A 16,912-nucleotide genomic window follows, 5' to 3' on the forward strand; every position below is an offset into this window, starting at 1 on the left:
CCCCTGGCAACGGCGCGCCGGACGGCGCGACCGACGAGACCGCGGCCGGCGCCGGCACCATCACCCCGGCTCCGGCCGCGCTTACCCCAGCTGGGCCAGCCAACGCGGTGAACCCAGCCAACGCGGTGAACCCAGCGAATGCGGTAAGCGCGGCGACCGCCCCGGTGACGCCGGCGGAGCGCGACCGGGAACTGCTCCGCCGACATGTCGACGGGGACCCGGACGCCTTCACCGAGCTGGTACGGGGGCCCACAGCGGCCGCGCGTGGACGGTGGCCCTGGGCATGCTGCGGGACCGGGAGGACGCCGCTGACGCCGTTCAGGAGGCGATGCTGTCGGCCTACCGCGGTGCCGCGGCCTTCCGCGGCGAGGCATCGGTGTCCACCTGGCTGCACCGCATCGTCGTCAACGCCTGTCTGGACCGGCTGCGCCGGCGCGCGGCCCGCCCACAGGTCCCGCTGCTCACCGGTGGCGATGGTGACGGCGGTCATGGCCACGGTGGCGGTCGTGGCGGCGACGAGCCGGCCGAGCCGCGTGACGCCATCGTCGAAGGTGAGACGCGGCTGGCCGTCGAATCCGCGCTCCGCCGGCTTCCGGAACCGCTGCGGCTGGCGGTGATACTCGTCGACATCCAGGGCTGGTCGGTCGCGGACGCGTCCAGGCTGCTCGCGGTCCCGGTGGGCACGGTGAAAAGCCGCTGCGCGCGGGGGCGCTCGAAGCTGGCTGTAATGCTCGACTACCTGCGTCCCGGGAACCCTGCGCCGCTCGATTCCGTCAGTCAGAGCAGGCACGTCAATACGCCTGGAGCGGTCGGAGGAGGTGTCGGCGATGACCACTGATCGGCATCCGGATGTGGAGCACCTCGATGCCTACGCCGGTGGGGACCTTTCGGCGTCCGCCGTGGAACTCCACGTCCACGGCTGCCCGCAGTGCGGCGAAACCGTGGCGGCGCTGCGTCGGGTGCGCCACGACCTCGCCGCGCTGGCCTCGGTGACCATGCCGGAGGACGTCGCGACCAGGCTGTATGCCGCCCTGGTCAGCGAGCAGGAGCGGTACCGGCCGGCCGGCCTGGACGGCGGCGCCCACCCCGGCCCGGCTGAGGCGGACGGGCGCGGGCTGATGCCGCCGCGGTCGGTGCCACGCCGGCCGGTGCGCTGGCTGCGGCCACTGCGGCCATCCCGCGCACGCACCCGGTCGTATCCCGGGGCGCCGGGATGGACGCGTGGCCGGGGCCGGCCGGCCGGGCGGCCGCTGCGGGTGGGGCAGGTCCCACCGTGGCTGAGCGCGGCAGCTGCCTGCCTGACAGTAATCGTCGCGGTGGTCGGCCTTGTGGGGGCACTGGGCCGCAACACCGGGCGAAGCAGCGTCGGCGAGGCCGTCAGCCAGGCCGTGGCACCGCTGTCGGCCGACATCACCGGATCGTCCGAGGGGACGCGCCGCGCGGCGGGGGCCGACTCAAGCGGCAGCGCGGCGGCCCCGCCAGCCGCCGCCCCCGCGGCAACGGCGGCTGGCGGCGGGGAGACCACCACCGCCACGGCGGCGATATTCGCGCACACCGGGCATCTGCTCAGCATCTCCGACATCCCTCGGCACACCCTCGACCTGCTGTCCGGGCGGATCAAGGGGACGTTCCAGGCGCCGCTGCGCAACTACGGCGCCGCCCCCGCGGTGCCACCCGCCGCGGCGGCGGCCCTCATCACCGAGCTGACTCAGCCGGATCTGCGCACCTGCTATCTCAGCCTGGCGACCCAGACCGGCGGCAACATCATCGCTTTGGATCTCGTTGCCTTCGGCGGGCGGCCGGCGGTGCTGGTCGTGCTGTCCGTCCCGACCGATCCCGACAAGCTGCAAGTGATCGTTCTTGACGAGCGGTGCGGAGTGACCAACATCGCAGCCGCGATGTGGTACAGCACCACCACATCCCGGCGGTAGTCACCTGGGCCGCGGCTGCCGGATGTTGGTCGACGTGGGCGCCGCCCGCGCGGCCGGACATCCGTCGGACACGGCCCAGATCATGCCCAACCGCTGGTCATCGGTGTGCCAGTAACGATCCCCGGCCCGCCTCGGAGTAGCTCTGGCGTTGCCTCGACAACTCCGGCGCCACCGCCGGGCAGCCCCCGACGGTGGCGCCGGAGCGCCGGTCGGGCCCACTTGGTGGCGCCGCGGGAGCGCAGGCGGGCGGGCCCGGCGGCGGTACGGGAGCACAGCCGAGGGAATCGGGTGCGCAATGGGACAGTTGTGGGAGGCGCACGGCCTCACCGGCGACAGCCGGCGATCTGAAGGGACAGGTGGAAATGTGACCGCGCACAGCAGCGGGAACGAATCGCGCATCCCGGACGCCCGGGATCCCGATGTCCGAGATGTCATCATCATCGGATCCGGTCCGGCCGGCTACACCGCGGCGATATACACGGCGCGCGCGAACCTGCGCCCGCTGGTCTTCGAGGGTGCGGTATCGGCCGGCGGCGCGCTGATGACCACGACCGAGGTGGAGAACTTCCCCGGTTTCCCCGAGGGTGTCCAGGGCCCCGACCTCATGGACGGCATCCGCCGGCAGGCCGAGCGCTTCGGCGCGGAACTGCTCGCCGAGGACGTCACCGCGGTCGACCTGCGGGCCGACCCGAAGATCGTAACTGTCGAGGACCAGACCTACCGCGCCCACACTGTGATCATCGCCACCGGCTCGGCGTACCGCCGGCTGGGCCTGCCGGACGAGGAGCGGCTGCTGGGACGCGGGGTGTCCGCGTGCGCGACCTGTGACGGCTTCTTCTTCCGGGACCAGGACATCCTCGTCGTCGGCGGCGGTGACTCCGCGCTGGAGGAGGCGACGTTCCTGACCCGCTTCGGCCGGTCCGTCACCGTCATCCACCGGCGGGACCGGCTGCGGGCAAGCGCGATCATGCAGCAGCGCGCGTTCGCCAACGACAAGATTCGGTTCCGCTGGAACGCCGAGGTCGTGGCGATCCTCGGCGAGGAGCGGGTCACCGGCGTCCAGGTCCGCGACACCGTGACCGGCGAGACCAGCGAGATAGCCGCCAGCGGGCTGTTCGTCGCCATCGGCCACGAGCCACGCACCGAGCTCGTCCGCGGCCAGCTCGACCTGGACGCCGCTGGTTACGTCGCGGTCGAGCATCCGTCCACCCGCACCAACCTGCCCGGTGTGTTCGCCTGCGGCGACGTCGTGGACCACATCTACCGGCAGGCCATCACGGCGGCCGGCACCGGGTGCGCCGCGGCGCTGGACGCCGAACGCCATCTGGCTGCCCGTGAGGGCGAAGCCGGCCGGCCGCCCCGGGCGCCCGCCGAGGCTGTCGCCGGGGCGGCCGCGTCCTGACCGCCCCGCCAACAAATCGATCATGCCTGTGCTGACCGGGTGCGGCTCCGGTCGCAGCGTCCCAGGCCAGCACAACCGTCCACGCGGCGTCCATCGATGACGATCGGCCCAGCGGCGGCAACCGGAAGCATCGACAACAACCAGGAGGAGATCACTATGGCAGGAGCCACCCAGCCCGTCACCGACAACAGCTTCACCGAGGAGGTACTGAAGAGCAAGGTGCCTGTCCTGGTCGACTTCTGGGCGGAGTGGTGCGGGCCCTGCAGGCTGGTCGCCCCGGTCCTCGAGGAGATCGCCGCCGAGCACGGTGACAAGCTGCGGGTCGTCAAGCTCAACATCGACGAGAACCCGCAGACCGCTCGGCAGTACCAGATACTGTCCATCCCCACCCTGGCCGTGTTCGTCAACGGCGAGGTGGACAAGAGCATCGTCGGCGCGAAGCCGAAGGCCGCCCTGCTGCGGGATCTCTCCGCGTACATCTGAGGCGCCCGCGGACGACGCCCACTCGAAAGGGGCGCGCCCGTGGCCTCCGCGTCCCACCACACCTGTGGCCTGTCTGGATCGGTCCGCTGATCCAGACAGGCCACAGGTGTGAAAGAAACACGACCGCGCCGCCCCTGCCCGTCAGGAGCCGCACAGGCCGAACAGCCGACAGCACGAGAAAATCCACCGCCGCCACCCGGCTGCCCCACGACCACGGCGGTGGCGGCAGGACGAGCCGCTAGCCTGTGTCTCCGTGACCCGTCCGCGAGCAGGTTCGAGTGGTAACCGCAGGATCAAACTCCTGCGTCTCGGCGACCGCGACCCCTCGGTCGCCGAGATACGCGCCGCGCTGATCTCCCTGTCGTTCCTGCCGGCCGCGCCGCACCAGCAGGAAGCCCCCGCGGCCGGCCGGCCGCGGCCGAGCGGGACGGATCTGCCGCACCCGGCCGCCCCGCCAGGCACCGGGCTGCCGGACGGCGGACCACGAAGCGGCACACGGGCGGGGGCACCCGACACGCCGATGCCGGCGGCAGCCCGCTTCGACGCCGCCCGCGAACTCGATGCCGCCCTGGAGTTCGACGCCGCCCTGGACCGGGCCGTCCGGGCGTTCCAGCAGAGCCGGGGACTGTCCGCGGACGGCATCGTCGGCCCGGACACCTTCCGCGCCCTGGAGGAGGCCCGTCGCAAACTGGGCGACCGGTTGCTCTTCTACAGCGTCAACCACCCCTTCATCGGGGATGACGTGGCGTCGCTGCAGGAACGGCTGTCGAACATGGGGTTCGACGTGGGACGGACGGACGGCATCTTCGGCCCGCGGACCGAGGCGGCGCTCAGGGACTTCCAGTACAACCGCGCGCTGGAGCCCGACGGCCGGTGCGGGCCGCTGACGCTGCGGGAGCTGAAGAAGCTCGAGCGCACCGTCGTCGGTGGCCGCCCGGACGTGCTGCGGGAGTCGGTGCGGCTGCTCCAGCGGGGCCCGTCTCTGCTCGGTGTCGTGGTCGCGGTCGACCCCGGCCACGGCGGGAACGACCCTGGAGTCACCGTCGGCGACCTGTGCGAGCGCGATCTCATCGCCGATCTCGCCGCCCGGCTGGAGGCCCGGCTGCTGGCCTCCGGTCTGGAGGCCTACCTCCTGCACGGCCCGCACGAGTCCCCGGACGACGTCGAACGGGCGCACCGCGCGAACGAGATCGGCGCGGACCTGCTGGTGTCGCTGCACCTGGACGCGGGGAAGTCACCCCAGGCCCAGGGGGTGTCGTCCTACTACTTCGGCAACGCCCGGGGCTCGTCCGCCGTGGGCGAACGTCTTGCCACGCTCGTCCAGAAGGAGCTGGTGTCCCGCACGGACCTGGTCAACTGCCGGACCCACGCCAAGACGTGGGAGCTGCTCCGGTGGACGAGGATGCCGGCGATCCGGACGGATCTGGGATATCTGACGAACCCGCACGACGCCGCCGCGCTGGGGTCGCCGGAGTTCCGGGACACGGTCGCCGAGGCCATCCTCGCCGCGGTGCAGCGGCTGTTCCTGCCGCCGGATCTCGACCCACCGACCGGCCAGCTGCGGGTCCCGACCCTCGCCTCTCGCCGCCCCCGCTGACCGGGAGCCTGCCGCCAGGGGCCTCCCCGGTCCCCGGACGTTCTGGAGGGCATGGAGGCCTTTCCCCTCGCCGGTCCGCCCCATCCGGTGCCGTCCGGACGGCCCGGCGTCGTTAGGACCGTCCCGCGCCGTCCCGCGCTGTTAGGACAGGCCGGCGGACGACGGAACGGCCCGCTCGCGCCGGGGGATGCGTCGGCGGGACGGACGGCGCAACCACGGGAATCGGAAGAACAGGAGCGGCCGAGGCCATCGGAAGACGGCCGGACGGCCGAGGTCAGCTCGCAGGGACGGTCCCGGCGACGCTTCCGACCTGACGCAGCATCCCTTCGGGCGCCATCGACCCGAGCAGCCGTTCCAGGGCCACCTCGACGTCCTCCCGCCAGCTCACGGTGTTCTTGACCTCGAGCCGCAGCCGTGGCCACCGATGGTGGGGCCGCACGGTCTTGAAGCCGACGGCGAGCAGGTAGTCGGCGGGCACCACGCACCGGGTGCCTTCGCCCTTGAGGTCACCGAACGCCTCAATGGCGCGGAAACCACGCCGGAACACGTCCTTGGCAATCGTCTGGACGAGGATGCGCCCGAAGCCCTGCCCGGCGAAGTCCTCCATGATTTTCACGGTCATGAGCAGGACGGCGTCCGGGCTGACCGGGCTGGTCGGGAAGGCGACCGCCCGGGGCACGTACGCGGCCGGCGCGTACATCGCGAAACCGGCCGGGACGCCGTCCACATATACGATCTTTCCGCAGCTTCCCCACTCGAGGAGGGTGGAGGACACCCACGCCTCCTTCTCCAGCGCGGTGTCTCCGGCCTCCTCGGCACGGCTACGGGCGACGGGGTCGAGCTCCCAGAAGACGCATCGGCGACATCGCACCGGCAAATCGTCGATGTTGTCGAGAGTGATGTTGGCGATGCGGCGGCTCATAGCTCGACGATCCACCCGGCCCGGGTCCTGGTGGCGACGGCAACGCTGACATCTCGCACAGGGCCAGACTAGCCCGGCTGCCCGGATCCTCATCGGCCTGCCCCGGATCCGCCCAGCCGTGTCGGGCTCGGTCAGGGCGTGTCCGATGGCTGTTGGTCGATGTGGGCGGCGATCCAGGCGGACTCCCGCAAGGCGGAGGAGGAGCGCACAGCGGAGTTATGGGCGGCGGCGACACGGCGGGGGCTGTCTGGACACCGCCCGCGCGATCGATACAGCCATCAGGCACGCCCTGGTGCCGCGTCAGTCAACGCTCACCAGCACGGCCGTGTTTTTCCGGGCTTTTCCGCATCTGGGCCATATCCCGAGCGCCCGGGCGCGGGAGCGGGCCGGGGGCCGGGGGGCGATCCATGACCGCGGGCGCCCCGGCCCTGAGGGGCCTCAGGCATCCGAGGGCTCGCGCCTACGAACATGCTCATCGACGCGCACCCGCCCCGCGCTCAGCGATCAGGCGCCTGGAACATCCGGGGCCCGCGCTTCGAGCGTCCCCGCGACGGTGTTCGGTCAGCCCTCCGGGGCGGGTGAAGGCCCCGTGTGCGGCCGTGCTGTTTCACGTGGGCACGAGGTTCCACGTGAAACAGCGGCGCTTCCTCGTCTTCCTTGTCCGGGCCGGGAGCCCTCACCCGGACGAGGAAGACGAGGAAGCGGCTCCCGACGCCGTCATCACCGCGACGATCCGCTCCAGGTCCTCGACGCTCGCGAACTCGACGGTGATCTTCCCCTTGTTCCGACCCATGTCGACCTTCACCCGTGTGTCGAACTGGTCGGAGAGACGGGATGCGAGCTTGTGCAGGGCTGGCGAGGTGACCCGCGGCCGGCGGGGCGGCGTCCGCCGCGGCCCCTCCTCGCCCAGCGCGACGATCTCCTCGACGGCCCGCACGGACAGCCCCTCGGCGACGATGCGGGTGGCGAGCCGGTCCTGCGCATCGGGATCCTCCAGCGACAGCAGCGCCCGGGCGTGGCCGGCCGAGAGCACGCCGGCTGCCACCCGTCGCTGCACGGCCGGCGGCAGCCCCAGCAGTCGGATCATGTTGGTGACGTGGGAGCGGGAGCGCCCGAGCTTCCCGGCGAGTTCCTCGTGGGTGGCGCCGAAGTCGCGCAGGAGCTGCTCGTAGGCGGCCGCTTCCTCCAGCGGGTTGAGCTGTTGGCGGTGCAGGTTCTCCAGCAGGGCGTCGCGCAGCATGGCGTCGTCGGCGGTGTCTCGTACGATGGCGGGGATCTGGCTGAAGCCCGCGAGCTTGGACGCCCGCCAGCGCCGTTCGCCCATGACCAGCTCGTAGCGTCCGGGCATGATCTCGCGGACGACGATGGGCTGGAGCAGGCCGACCTCACGCAGGCTCGCGGCCAGCTCCTCCAGGGCGTCCTCGTCGAAGTGCGTCCGCGGCTGGCGGGGGTTCGGCGTCACCGAGTCGACCGGGACCTCCCGGAAGGTGGCGCCGTGGACGGGCGTCGGCCCGACCTGCAGCCCGAAACCGTCATCGATGCCCGTGCTGATCCCGCCGGTGCCCTCCGTCCCGGTCGGGATCAGTGCTCCCAGGCCGCGTCCCAGCCCACCCCGGCGCGCGGTCACACTCCCACTCCGTTCGGCTCGAAGCCCCGTTCGGCGAGTTCACGCGCGGCGGCCAGATAGGACAGTGACCCGCGGGAGGCGGGGTCGTAGGTCAGCACCGAGCGGCCGTAGCTCGGCGCCTCGGCGATCCGCACGTTACGCGGGATGGTCGTGCCCAGGACGCGGTCGCCGAAGTGCTCCTTGACCTCGTGCACGACCTGGTCCGCCAGCCGCGTCCGCGAGTCGTACATGGTCAGGATGATGGTGGACAGTCGGAGTTCCGGGTTGAGATGTGCCTGCACAAGTTCGACGTTACGCAGGAGCTGTCCGAGCCCCTCAAGCGCGTAGTACTCGCACTGGATGGGGATCAGCAGCTCCTTGGCGGCCACCAGGGCGTTGACGGTGAGCAGCCCGAGGCTCGGCGGGCAGTCCACCAGGATGTAGTCGACCTCCTGCCGCAGCCCGGCGATCGCCCGGCGCAGCCGGGTCTCCCGGGCCACCACCGACACCAGCTCGATCTCCGCGCCGGCGAGGTCGATCGTGGCCGGGGCGCAGTACAGCCCCTCGGCCTCGGACGACCTGACGACGACCTCCTCGAGCGGCCGGTCCCCGAGCAGCACCTCGTAGATGGACGGGACACCGGAACGGTGGTCGACCCCGAGAGCCGTCGATGCGTTGCCCTGTGGGTCCAGGTCGATGCAGAGGACCCGGCATCCGTGCATGGCGAGGGCCGTGGCGAGATTGACCGTGGTGGTGGTCTTCCCCACCCCGCCCTTCTGGTTCGCCACGGTGGCGATGCGCTGTCGCGTCGGCCGCGGAAACGGCCGCCGTCGTTCCATTGTCAAGGCTTCCACTGCCGCTGCTGCCGCCGCTCCGATAGGGGTGGATTGATCGTTCGTATCCAGTGACGTGTCGGCGGGCTGAACCCCGTTCCGCACCGCGCGCATGGATCTGCTGCTTCCTCCTGGCGCTGTTTCACGTGGAACGTGCGCGCCCACCTGCACGTTGCGCCTCCCGTCCTCGCCGCGTTTCACGCGTTTTCCCACTTCCCTGCCGGCGCCCAGGCTGTGGTGCGGCATGGACGGCGCGCAATACGGTGGTCGGATCAGTCACCCTTCCGACCCCGCACTTCACGACGGCCACATCACGCCAGCCCTGGGCCTCCAGCTCACCTCGCGCGATCGACAGCTCCTCGACAACGCCTGCCCCGCGCAGCGCAAGCATGACACCGCCCGGTTTCACCATTGGCAGGAGCATCGCGCCCAGCCGTTCCAGGGGCGCGAGGGCCCGTGCAAGGCAAACGTCGAACGCGTGGGTCTCCACGGTAGCGGCAGCGTCGGGCGCGCGTCCGCGAAGCACGGTGACCCGCCCCTCAAGACCGAGCCGGCCCACCGCCTCCTGAAGGAACAGACATCGGCGCTGCATCGGCTCGAGAAGGGTCACCCGCAGATCGGGACGAGCGAGGGCGAGCGGTATCCCGGGCAGGCCGGCTCCGCTGCCCACGTCCACGACGGCTGCCGCCTGATCGATCGCCTCCGCCACGACCGCGCTGTTGAGCAGATGACGCTCCCAGAGCCGGTCGGCCTCTCGAGGGCCGATCAGGCCGCGTTCGACACCAGCGGTGGCAAGGAGGTCCGCATAGACGCGGGCGAGCTCGAAACCGGCTCCGAAGACCTCGGGAGCGACGGACGGAGGATTGTACACAGGCACCATCCGACCAGCATGCTCGACAGCGGGACACAAACGGCGCAACCAGCCTTCGGCACGCTCCGGAATTCCCACCGGATCGACTGCGCCGGCCCGGCAGGCCCGAGAAGCGGCCTGGGGATCCGCTCCGGGCGGACCCGGCAGACCCGGCAGACCCGGCAGACCCGGCAGCCTGTCCCGGAGTCGGTCTGGACGAGCGCCCGAAAGAGCACGGGCCAGCGGGACGCCGGACGGCATTCGCGATCTCGCGGATTCACGACCGACAGGGATCAGGCGGCCCGGCCACCGCGCCGACGGCCAGGACACCTCCGATGCCCGCCACCCCCGGTACCCGTGAGCTGCCCCGGGCCCTGGTCCTGGGTCGCAGATCAGGCCTCCTGCCCCGGCCATCGCAGGATGACCGGGAGGTCCGGCCGCTCGTTGTCCAGCAGCACGTCAGCGACGTCCATGGGCGCGGCCAGCGTCCGGTAGAGCTCCTGCCCTGGCAGGTAGCGCCGTTCGTAGCGCTCGCGAACCGCGTCCGTCGACCCGAACAAGGCGACGTCCCGGCCCAGCCCGCGGCGCAGCGACTCCGCCGGGCTGACCCGCACGAAGACGCTGACCTCCCAGCAGGCGCGCAGTTCCTCACGCAGCAGGAAAACGCCGTCCAGCAGCAACACCGCGTTCTGTGCGGCGGTCCGCTCCGGCACGCTGCGGGCGGCATCGTACCCATGATCGAAAATGGCACTGCGAAAACGCCGGTCGCCACCCGGCCCGAGCGGGTCGATGACGAGACGTCGAAGAGCCGCATAATCGAACGAATCGAAGAAATAGCCCACCGGCGACAGCGCGCCTCTGCGACGGCGCACGGCTTCCGGGTGGTGGAAACCGTCGATGCTCACGCGCACCACCGGCCTGCCCAGGCGCGTGACGCTCCGCGCGAGCTCGTCGGCCAGCGTGGTCTTGCCCGCGGCGTCCGGCCCGTCGACGGCCACCCGGAGCACCTGGTCCGGCCGGGTGGTCACCAGCAGGTCCGTCAGGGCTTCGATCACACGCGTCCGTGTGCATCCCGCATCCGGGCCACCGGTCATGGCGAGAGACCGTATCGAGGCTGGTAACGATGAACAGCGTTGACACCGAGCGGCACACCAACACCGACCACTCGGGATCCCCTGGCAACGACCGAACGGGGAACACAGCCCACCCCGACGCGGGCCATCTGATCAGGCACCGCGTCGCTCACGGCTTCCGGGACCATGCCCAGCACCGTCCACATCCATCACCGCCCGCACCGCCGCTGCCCGCACCGCCACCACCTGCACCGTCACCGCCCGACGACACGCACTCCGAACAAAACCACCCGGGACCTGGCCCCACCTCCACCCAGGCGAACACCCACCCGCCCTGCTCGCCGTCGCACAACCGAATCATGAAAGCGAGGGAACAAGTGATTGCTGGAGCAGCCACTTCCGTACTCGTTCTTCTGGTTACGGGGCTGCCCGGCCGGTGTGCTGGCTGCTCCGGCGTGGTCTGGAGGCGCCGGGTGCCAGGTTGTGGGTGTGGGCGCCCGCAGCCGCGCCGCCGTAACGCCCTTTAATCCCCCGGTGCCCGGCGGGGCCACCCGGCGGACACCACGATCCGTCCCAGCCCCCGAAGATTCCGTACTTCGACCCGCCGGTACCCGCGTCCGGACGAGGAACCGGTGGACGCGGGCCGCGGGCCTCAGCCCCGCGCCGCGCGACGGCTCTGAGCTCGCCGTCTTTGCATCCGCCAATCCTCTTCCTTGCTCCCCCCATACGACCCTTCCACATGCGACTGCCTCGCATGTGGAAGGGTCGGAGCCGGTCCGCGGGAAGGAGCGTTCAGCACTCCATCACCGGCTGGCGGGGTGTCAGTTCGCGAGGAGGACGACCACGCGGCGCTGGGGCTCCTCGCCCTCGGACTCGCTGACGACGCCGTCGATGGTCGCGATCAGGTCGTGGACGACCTTGCGCTCGAACGGTGTCATCGGCTTGAGTTTCTCCGGCCGGGCTCCCGCCTTCACCCGCTCGGCGACCGCCGTGGCCAGGTCGCGCAGCTCGGCCCGCCGCCGCGCGCGGTGCCCGCCCACGTCGAGCATGAGCCGGCTGCGCACGCCGGTCTTCTGGAGCACCGCCAGCCGGGTGAGTTCCTGGAGCGCCTCGAGCGTTTCCCCCCGGCTGCCCACCAGCAGGTCGAGCCCGTCACCGACGACGGCGACCACGGCTCGCTCCCCCTCGACGTCCAGGTCGAGGTCGCCGTCCAGGTCGACGATGTCGAGCAGCGCCTCCAGATAGTCGGCGGCGATCTCCCCTTCCTGTTCCAGGTCGGCGATCCGTTGCCGGCCGTTCACCGCCGGCGGGGCGGGGCTGTCCTCCCCGCCGGGAGGCGCCGGCCGGGAGGTGGCCGGTGTGGACAGGCCGTCGGCCTGTTCGACCCCGCTGACCGTGATGTCGGCGGCGGCCAGGTCAGATGCGGAACCGGTCATCAGAGCAGCTCCTTACACGGGTGGACGTCTGCGGATCGCGGGTCGGGCGAGCCCGGCGCCGATTCCCGGCAGGAATGGTCACCGCGGGAACGGTCACCGTCGGCCTCCGGGGCGGCCGCCCTTGCCACGTCGCTTGGCGGGCCGGGAACCACCTGTATGCCGGCGTACGCCCGCCGTGGCATGGGGCTTTCCCGCCCGGGGCTGGGCGTCGTCACCGGCCGGAGCGGACCCGTTCTGTGTCTGCGCCGGCTGCGGTACCGCCTCGCCGGCCTCGGCCGCGTCGGATGCCTTCGACGGGCGGGCGGGCTGAGTCGGCTGTTTCGGCTGGGCCGGCTGCTGGGCCGGCTGCGAGGACTGCGCGGAGCCGCCTCGGGGGGAACGGGTTCCTGGCGGAGCCTTGCGCACGGCCTTGTTGGAGTTCGCCGTCTTGCCGGCTCCGGTTTCGGCCTGGCCTGCGCCACCCGGCGTCCTGTCGGTCGACGCGGCGGTCGAGCCCGTGGCCGGCGAGGCCGCACCCGGTCGGTTCTTACCCTTGTTGGTTGGCCGGGCACCTGGTGCGGGACGGGCCGGCGCCGGCTGCGATGTCCTGTTCTTCGTCCCGGACGCGTTCTTCGCCCCGGGCGCCGACCGGGTGCTCGGCACCTGCCCACCGGCGCCCTGCACGGCCGGCGGCGGCATCTTCTTGATCACAAAGAACTGCTGGCCCATGCTCCACAGGTTGGTGGTCAGCCAGTACAGCAGGACAGCGATCGGGAACTGGAAGCCGAACACCGCGAGCATGATCGGGGAGCCGTAGAGCAGGACCTTCTGCACGATCGCCTGCTGCGGATCGACCGGCCCGGTCCGCGCCATGATCTGCCGCTGGGTGAGGAACGTCGTCGCACCCATCAGGACGATCAGCGTGACCGCGAAGATCTTGACGTTCGTCCCGTTCGCCTGGACGAACTCCAGGAAGTTCGACGACGAGGTGAACGAGGTGGACAGCGAGACGCCGAGCAGCTTGGCCTCGGCGATCTGCTGCACCTGTTGGGCGGTCAGCCCGACCCGGGGAGCCCACTCCAGCACGCCGCCGGGCCGGTCGACCGGCCGCAGGTGGCTGAAGACGTGGAACAGCGCGATGAACAGGGGGATCTGGAGCAGGATCGGCAGGCACCCGAGCAGCGGGTTGCCATGTTCCTTCTGCAACTCCATGATCTTGGCATTCATCTGCTGCCGGTCATGGCCGTACTTGTCCCGGATCTCCTTGATCTTCGGCTGCATCAGCTGCATCGTCCGCTGGGCCTTCACCTGCTTGACGAACAGCGGAAAGATCATGATCCGGACGCAGATCACCAGCAGGACGACCGACAGCGCCCACGCGAAGAAGCTGTCCCGGCCGAAGATCGGCCCGAAGCCCCCGTGAAAGAAGACGATCGCGTTCGCCGCGAGATGGTAGAGGGGATCCAGCACTGGTTCGTCTCCTTAGACCCTCGTGCCACAGCGGGACGCGGTCGGTTCGGGCGAGTTCGGGTGCGGGTCCAGCCGCTGCCGCGCACCCGCGGCCACGGCCTGAGCGGCCTGCTCACCGGCGGGGACACCGCGTTCACCGGCCGGCCCGCCGAAGCGCCCGGGGCGGCCTGGCGGGGTGTCGGCACGCGCCGGCACCGGGTCGTGGCCACCGGCCGACAGCGGCTGGCAGCGCAGCAGCCGCCAGGCCGCCAGCAGGCCGCCCCGGACCCCGCCGTAACGACGCACCGCCTCCAGCCCGTACGCGCTGCAGGACGGCTCGAAGCGGCAGAGCCCCGCGCTGCGTGGGGACCAGACGGCCCGGTAGAAAGCAATCATCATGCGCAGTACCCAGGCCAGCGGGCTGCGCACCACGCCGTCCCGGCCACGGGACATCCGTGGCGCGAGCCGCCCGGCCAGGCGGGTGGCGGCGAGCAGGTCGATCACGACGACCAGGCCCGCGGCCAGCGCAACGCCACCGCGGCTCATCGTGACTGCCGGTCCGCGGTGCCAGCGGTACCGGTGGTGCCGGTGGGCCTTGTGACCGTCCCAGCCATGCCTGCCCCGGCTGTGCCAGGGGTGGCCGGGACGAGACGGCCGCGCAGGCCCCGCTCAAGCGCCCGCCCCAGTTCGTCCGAGGATGCGGTGGCGCTCTCCGGTAAGGCTCGCACGATCACGAGTGTTCCGGCGGGGAGGCGGTCGAGGCGGGCACGGACCTGCTCCCGCAGGCGTCTGCGGACGCGGTTGCGCACGACCGCGTTCCCCACCTTGCGTCCCACGACGAAACCGACCCGTGGCGGAAGTGTGACGACCGGCTCCGGACCACCGTCCACAGCGTGGTTGTCCACAATCAGACTGTGGATGACCAGTGGGCCGCTGCGGCCGCGACGGCCGGCGCCACTGATCGAGGCATGCTCGGCCCTGGTCCGGACACGGTTCCGAACGGGCAGCATGACGCGAAAAGGACCGGGACGCGGGTGGATCTCAGGCAGACAGCTCGCTGCGGCCCTTGCGGCGACGGGCCGAGAGCACGGCACGACCGGCACGGGTCCGCATCCGGAGCCGGAAACCATGCGTCTTGGCACGCCGGCGGTTGTTCGGCTGGAAGGTGCGCTTGCTCACAGAGGACTCCGGACGCCAGACGGGCAAAGGACAACACTAGCCACGGAAACGGTACAGAACGCGGTGGAGACACCCACCCGAGAGCGCACTGTCGCCGCAACCCGACGCCTGAGACTATCAAGCCCCGCCGTGCGGGGGCGGGCCGGCGGGTGTCGGCCGGCCGCGCTGGCGCGCCGGGTGGGGGCGGCGCGAAAGCGGCTTTGCCGGTGCGGTGTCATGGTCGTACACAGCTTGTGGACGACCATGTGGAGAACTGCCCCGGCAGGGGTGGTCGCAGGCGCCCGGTTCGGCCCTGTCCACCCGTCCGACGTCTTCGGAGGAGCCCGCCTCGTGACAGACCTTAGCGCCGATCCCTCCGCCGGCATGTCAGGCAGGGTGCCTGTCGAGGAACCGGACCTGTCCGCCGTGTGGGGACAGGCCGTCGCCGGGGTCGCGGACGGCACCCTGTCGGCCCAGCAGCGGGCGTGGCTGCGCCTGACCCGTCCGCTCGGCCTCGTCCAGGACACCGCGCTGCTCGCGGCCCCGAACGAGTTCACCAAGGACCTGCTCGACTCGCGCCTCCGACCGTTTCTGTCCACAGCTTTGTCCACAGCCTATGGACGAGAGATCCGGGTGGCGGTCACCGTCGAGCACCTGCCCGACCCGGAGCCGATGACCGGGCCGATCCAGCTACCGCTGCCCACCTCCCCGGTATCCCCCGTGTCTGCCACGCCCGCTGTGTCCGCTGCGTCCGCTGCGGACACAGCCAGGATCACCCCGGGCCTCGGACGCGACCCGGCGCCCCGGTCCTACGAGCCGACCCGGCTGAATCCACGTTACGTGTTCGAGACGTTCGTCATCGGTGACAGCAATCGATTCCCGCACGCGGCTGCGGTGGCCGTCGCCGAGGCGCCGGCGAAGGCGTACAACCCGCTGTTCATCTACGGCGACTCCGGGCTCGGCAAGACCCACCTGCTGCACGCGATCGGCCACTACACGCTGAAGCTGTATCCGGAATCGCGGGTGAAGTACGTCAGCTCGGAGGAGTTCACCAACGACTTCATCAACTCGATCCGGGACGACCGGCAGCAGGCGTTCCAACGCCGCTACCGGGACACTGACGTGCTCCTGGTTGACGACATCCAGTTCCTGGAGAACAAGGAACGCACCCAGGAGGAGTTCTTCCACACCTTCAACGTGCTGCACGACACCGAGAAGCAGATCGTCATCTCCTCCGACCGTTCCCCCAAGCAGCTCTCGGCGCTGGAGGACCGGCTGCGCAGCCGGTTCGAGTGGGGCCTGATCACCGATGTCACCCCGCCCGACCTGGAGACCAGGATCGCGATCCTGTCGAAGAAGGCCGCCACCGAGCGACTGCCGGTCCCCGGCGACGTGCTGGAGTACATCGCGACCCACATCGAGCGCAACATCCGGGAGCTGGAGGGCGCGCTGATCCGGGTGGCTGCGTTCGCGAGCCTGAACAAGTCGCACGTCGACCGGACGCTGGCCGAGATCGTCCTGCGGGACCTGATCCCGGACGCGGCCGACCCGGAGATCACCGCTGCCGCGATCATGAACGCGACCGCGACGTACTTCGGCGTGTCCATGGAGGACCTGTGCGGCACGTCCCGCAGCCGGGTGCTGGTCACCGCCCGGCAGATCGCCATGTACCTGTGCCGGGAGCTGACCGACCTGTCGCTGCCGAAGATCGGCCAGCACTTCGGCGGCCGGGACCACACCACGGTGATGCACGCCGACCGCAAGATCCGGGGATTGATGGCCGAACGCCGGGCGATCTACAACCAGGTCACCGAACTGACCAACCGCATCCGGGCACAGACCCGACAGGCCTGACCGGCTCGACAGGCACGCCCGACTCGACAGGCCCGACAGGCATGACCCGGGCGAAGCAGGGGTAGGAGCTACTGCTGGTAGCCGGATCCGCGCCGGTGTTCCTGTGGAGTCTTGTGCACAGCTTGTGGAAAACCCTGTGGAATCCGTGGGCGGAGGCCCGCGGCGGCCTGTGCGTAACGGGGGACAGGCTGTGTGGAAACTGTGCACAGCCGGGGGACAGACTGCGAACAACAGGGGACGAGCGGGGGACAAACAGGCCGGCGGTGGAAATCCACTGGAGCTGGGCACAGCGGTTTCCACACGATCCGCACCCCCCTTCAAGCTCTTGACCTGCGAAAA

The 16,912-nt window shown here is 70.9% G+C and carries 16 protein-coding genes; 6 read left to right on the forward strand and 10 right to left on the reverse strand.

Going from position 1 to position 16,912, the window contains the following annotated elements; translation table 11 throughout:
- Positions 1-283 precede the first annotated feature (283 nt).
- From sigM to CM1CMNOD_RS21135, 5 genes are all read left to right on the forward strand, one after another.
- Entirely contained in the window at positions 284-838 is a 555-nt protein-coding gene (sigM, locus tag CM1CMNOD_RS21110; RefSeq protein WP_237702917.1) for an RNA polymerase sigma factor SigM, read from the forward strand.
- Positions 828-1,931, forward strand: a complete 1,104-nt coding sequence (locus CM1CMNOD_RS21115; protein WP_013875630.1) for an anti-sigma factor family protein — start codon at positions 828-830, stop codon at positions 1,929-1,931. Before sigM ends, CM1CMNOD_RS21115 begins: the two co-directional genes overlap by 11 nt.
- Positions 1,932-2,295: 364 nt before the next feature.
- Positions 2,296-3,333 (forward strand): thioredoxin-disulfide reductase, encoded by a 1,038-nt coding sequence (trxB, locus tag CM1CMNOD_RS21125; RefSeq protein WP_013875631.1) that lies wholly within the window; start codon positions 2,296-2,298, stop codon positions 3,331-3,333.
- 156 nt (positions 3,334-3,489) lie between these two features.
- Positions 3,490-3,816: a thioredoxin gene (trxA, locus tag CM1CMNOD_RS21130; protein WP_013875632.1), complete on the forward strand. Its 327-nt coding sequence runs from the start codon at positions 3,490-3,492 to the stop codon at positions 3,814-3,816.
- A gap of 292 nt (positions 3,817-4,108) precedes the next feature.
- The gene (locus tag CM1CMNOD_RS21135; protein WP_043607478.1) at positions 4,109-5,413 is read left to right on the forward strand and encodes an N-acetylmuramoyl-L-alanine amidase; all 1,305 of its coding nucleotides are present in this window, start codon (positions 4,109-4,111) and stop codon (positions 5,411-5,413) included.
- A gap of 274 nt (positions 5,414-5,687) precedes the next feature.
- Here the strand turns inward: CM1CMNOD_RS21135 and CM1CMNOD_RS21140 are convergent, their stop codons facing one another.
- From CM1CMNOD_RS21140 to rpmH, 10 genes are all read right to left on the reverse strand, one after another.
- On the reverse strand, positions 5,688-6,335 hold the full coding sequence (locus CM1CMNOD_RS21140; protein WP_043604248.1) for a GNAT family N-acetyltransferase: 648 nt from the start codon (positions 6,333-6,335) through the stop codon (positions 5,688-5,690).
- Positions 6,336-7,011: 676 nt separating this feature from the next.
- Positions 7,012-7,962 carry a ParB/RepB/Spo0J family partition protein gene (locus CM1CMNOD_RS21145; RefSeq protein WP_013875635.1) on the reverse strand — a complete coding sequence of 317 codons (951 nt, stop codon included), beginning with the start codon at positions 7,960-7,962 and terminating at the stop codon, positions 7,012-7,014.
- Positions 7,959-9,020 (reverse strand): ParA family protein, encoded by a 1,062-nt coding sequence (locus CM1CMNOD_RS21150; protein WP_431307102.1) that lies wholly within the window; start codon positions 9,018-9,020, stop codon positions 7,959-7,961. The genes CM1CMNOD_RS21145 and CM1CMNOD_RS21150 overlap by 4 nt, the downstream gene beginning before the upstream one ends.
- Positions 8,917-9,654: a 16S rRNA (guanine(527)-N(7))-methyltransferase RsmG gene (gene rsmG / locus CM1CMNOD_RS21155; RefSeq protein ID WP_013875637.1), complete on the reverse strand. Its 738-nt coding sequence runs from the start codon at positions 9,652-9,654 to the stop codon at positions 8,917-8,919. The genes CM1CMNOD_RS21150 and rsmG overlap by 104 nt, the downstream gene beginning before the upstream one ends.
- Positions 9,655-10,016: 362 nt before the next feature.
- Positions 10,017-10,679 (reverse strand): uridine kinase, encoded by a 663-nt coding sequence (locus CM1CMNOD_RS21160; RefSeq protein WP_013875638.1) that lies wholly within the window; start codon positions 10,677-10,679, stop codon positions 10,017-10,019.
- Between the two features lie 839 nt (positions 10,680-11,518).
- The gene (locus CM1CMNOD_RS21165) at positions 11,519-12,133 is read right to left on the reverse strand and encodes a protein jag (protein ID WP_013871592.1); all 615 of its coding nucleotides are present in this window, start codon (positions 12,131-12,133) and stop codon (positions 11,519-11,521) included.
- A 93-nt stretch (positions 12,134-12,226) separates the two neighbouring features.
- On the reverse strand, positions 12,227-13,582 hold the full coding sequence (yidC, locus tag CM1CMNOD_RS21170; protein WP_013871593.1) for a membrane protein insertase YidC: 1,356 nt from the start codon (positions 13,580-13,582) through the stop codon (positions 12,227-12,229).
- A gap of 12 nt (positions 13,583-13,594) precedes the next feature.
- Positions 13,595-14,107 (reverse strand): membrane protein insertion efficiency factor YidD, encoded by a 513-nt coding sequence (yidD, locus tag CM1CMNOD_RS21175; protein ID WP_013871594.1) that lies wholly within the window; start codon positions 14,105-14,107, stop codon positions 13,595-13,597.
- Positions 14,104-14,571, reverse strand: a complete 468-nt coding sequence (gene rnpA / locus CM1CMNOD_RS21180) for a ribonuclease P protein component (RefSeq protein WP_013871595.1) — start codon at positions 14,569-14,571, stop codon at positions 14,104-14,106. The genes yidD and rnpA overlap by 4 nt, the downstream gene beginning before the upstream one ends.
- A gap of 31 nt (positions 14,572-14,602) precedes the next feature.
- Complete coding sequence (gene rpmH / locus CM1CMNOD_RS21185) at positions 14,603-14,740, reverse strand: 50S ribosomal protein L34 (protein ID WP_013871596.1); 138 nt, start codon at positions 14,738-14,740, stop codon at positions 14,603-14,605.
- Positions 14,741-15,070: 330 nt separating this feature from the next.
- Between rpmH and dnaA the strand changes: the two genes are divergently transcribed.
- A complete protein-coding gene (gene dnaA / locus CM1CMNOD_RS21190; RefSeq protein WP_013871597.1) occupies positions 15,071-16,573 on the forward strand; it encodes a chromosomal replication initiator protein DnaA in 1,503 nt (500 codons plus the stop codon).
- Positions 16,574-16,912 lie beyond the last annotated feature (339 nt).

The organism is Protofrankia symbiont of Coriaria myrtifolia (assembly GCF_900634755.1).
Lineage (GTDB): Bacteria > Actinomycetota > Actinomycetes > Frankiales > Frankiaceae > Protofrankia > Protofrankia coriariae.

What these genes read in the sequence shown, in the direction of transcription:
- sigM (WP_237702917.1), top strand. Translation starts at nt 284, where the DNA reads ATGCTGCGGGACCGGGAGGACGCCGCTGACGCCGTTCAGGAGGCGATG.
- CM1CMNOD_RS21115 (WP_013875630.1), top strand. Translation starts at nt 828, where the DNA reads ATGACCACTGATCGGCATCCGGATGTGGAGCACCTCGATGCCTACGCC.
- trxA (WP_013875632.1), top strand. Translation starts at nt 3,490, where the DNA reads ATGGCAGGAGCCACCCAGCCCGTCACCGACAACAGCTTCACCGAGGAG.
- CM1CMNOD_RS21140 (WP_043604248.1), bottom strand. Translation starts at nt 6,335, where the DNA reads ATGAGCCGCCGCATCGCCAACATCACTCTCGACAACATCGACGATTTG.
- CM1CMNOD_RS21150 (WP_431307102.1), bottom strand. Translation starts at nt 9,020, where the DNA reads ATGCCGCACCACAGCCTGGGCGCCGGCAGGGAAGTGGGAAAACGCGTG.
- rsmG (WP_013875637.1), bottom strand. Translation starts at nt 9,654, where the DNA reads ATGGTGCCTGTGTACAATCCTCCGTCCGTCGCTCCCGAGGTCTTCGGA.
- CM1CMNOD_RS21165 (WP_013871592.1), bottom strand. Translation starts at nt 12,133, where the DNA reads ATGACCGGTTCCGCATCTGACCTGGCCGCCGCCGACATCACGGTCAGC.
- yidD (WP_013871594.1), bottom strand. Translation starts at nt 14,107, where the DNA reads ATGAGCCGCGGTGGCGTTGCGCTGGCCGCGGGCCTGGTCGTCGTGATC.
- rnpA (WP_013871595.1), bottom strand. Translation starts at nt 14,571, where the DNA reads ATGCTGCCCGTTCGGAACCGTGTCCGGACCAGGGCCGAGCATGCCTCG.